This window comes from Clostridium sp. CTA-5 (genome assembly GCF_054768135.1).
The window spans coordinates 1-499 of the sequence record NZ_BAAAAT010000035.1 but is presented as its reverse complement, the minus strand read 5'-3'; the positions used below and the strand labels follow the sequence as shown (position 1 = coordinate 499).

Below are 499 nucleotides of genomic sequence, written 5' to 3'. Positions count from 1 at the left end.
TAGTTCAGTTGGTAGAGCGCCAGTTTGTGGCACTGGTTGTCGTGGGTTCGAATCCCATCGTTCACCCCATGTTTTGGGATGTCGCCAAGCGGTAAGGCAATGGACTTTGACTCCATTATGCGTAGGTTCGAATCCTGCCATCCCAGCCAATTATTTATTATAACGAATAAAATATGGTTCACTAGCTCAGTCGGTAGAGCACATGACTTTTAATCATGGTGTCCCGGGTTCGATTCCCGGGTGAGCCACCAATTAAACTAAGGAATGCAGATGTGGCGGAATTGGCAGACGCACTAGACTTAGGATCTAGCGCCTTCGGGTGTGGGGGTTCGACTCCCTTCATCTGCACCAAAAAATGCGGAAGTGACTCAATGGTAGAGTGCCACCTTGCCAAGGTGGATGTTGCGGGTTCGAGTCCCGTCTTCCGCTCCAAATAAATTTTAAATATGCGGGTGTAGCTCAATGGTAGAGCCCTAGCCTTCCAAGCTAGTTACGTGAG

Annotated in this window: 4 tRNA genes; all 4 read left to right on the top strand. The window is 49.1% G+C overall.

The annotated features are described in order from the left end of the window. The first annotated feature begins 74 nt into the window (after positions 1–74). The 4 genes from ACYUET_RS19050 (at position 75) to ACYUET_RS19035 (ending at position 432) form a co-directional block, all read left to right on the top strand. Positions 75–149: transfer RNA gene (locus ACYUET_RS19050), tRNA-Gln, on the top strand. 26 nt (positions 150–175) lie between these two features. Beyond that, positions 176–251 (top strand) — tRNA-Lys (locus ACYUET_RS19045). A gap of 15 nt (positions 252–266) precedes the next feature. Further along, positions 267–351, top strand: a tRNA-Leu gene (locus ACYUET_RS19040). Between the two features lie 6 nt (positions 352–357). Continuing rightward, positions 358–432, top strand: a tRNA-Gly gene (locus tag ACYUET_RS19035). Positions 433–499: the final 67 nt, after the last annotated feature.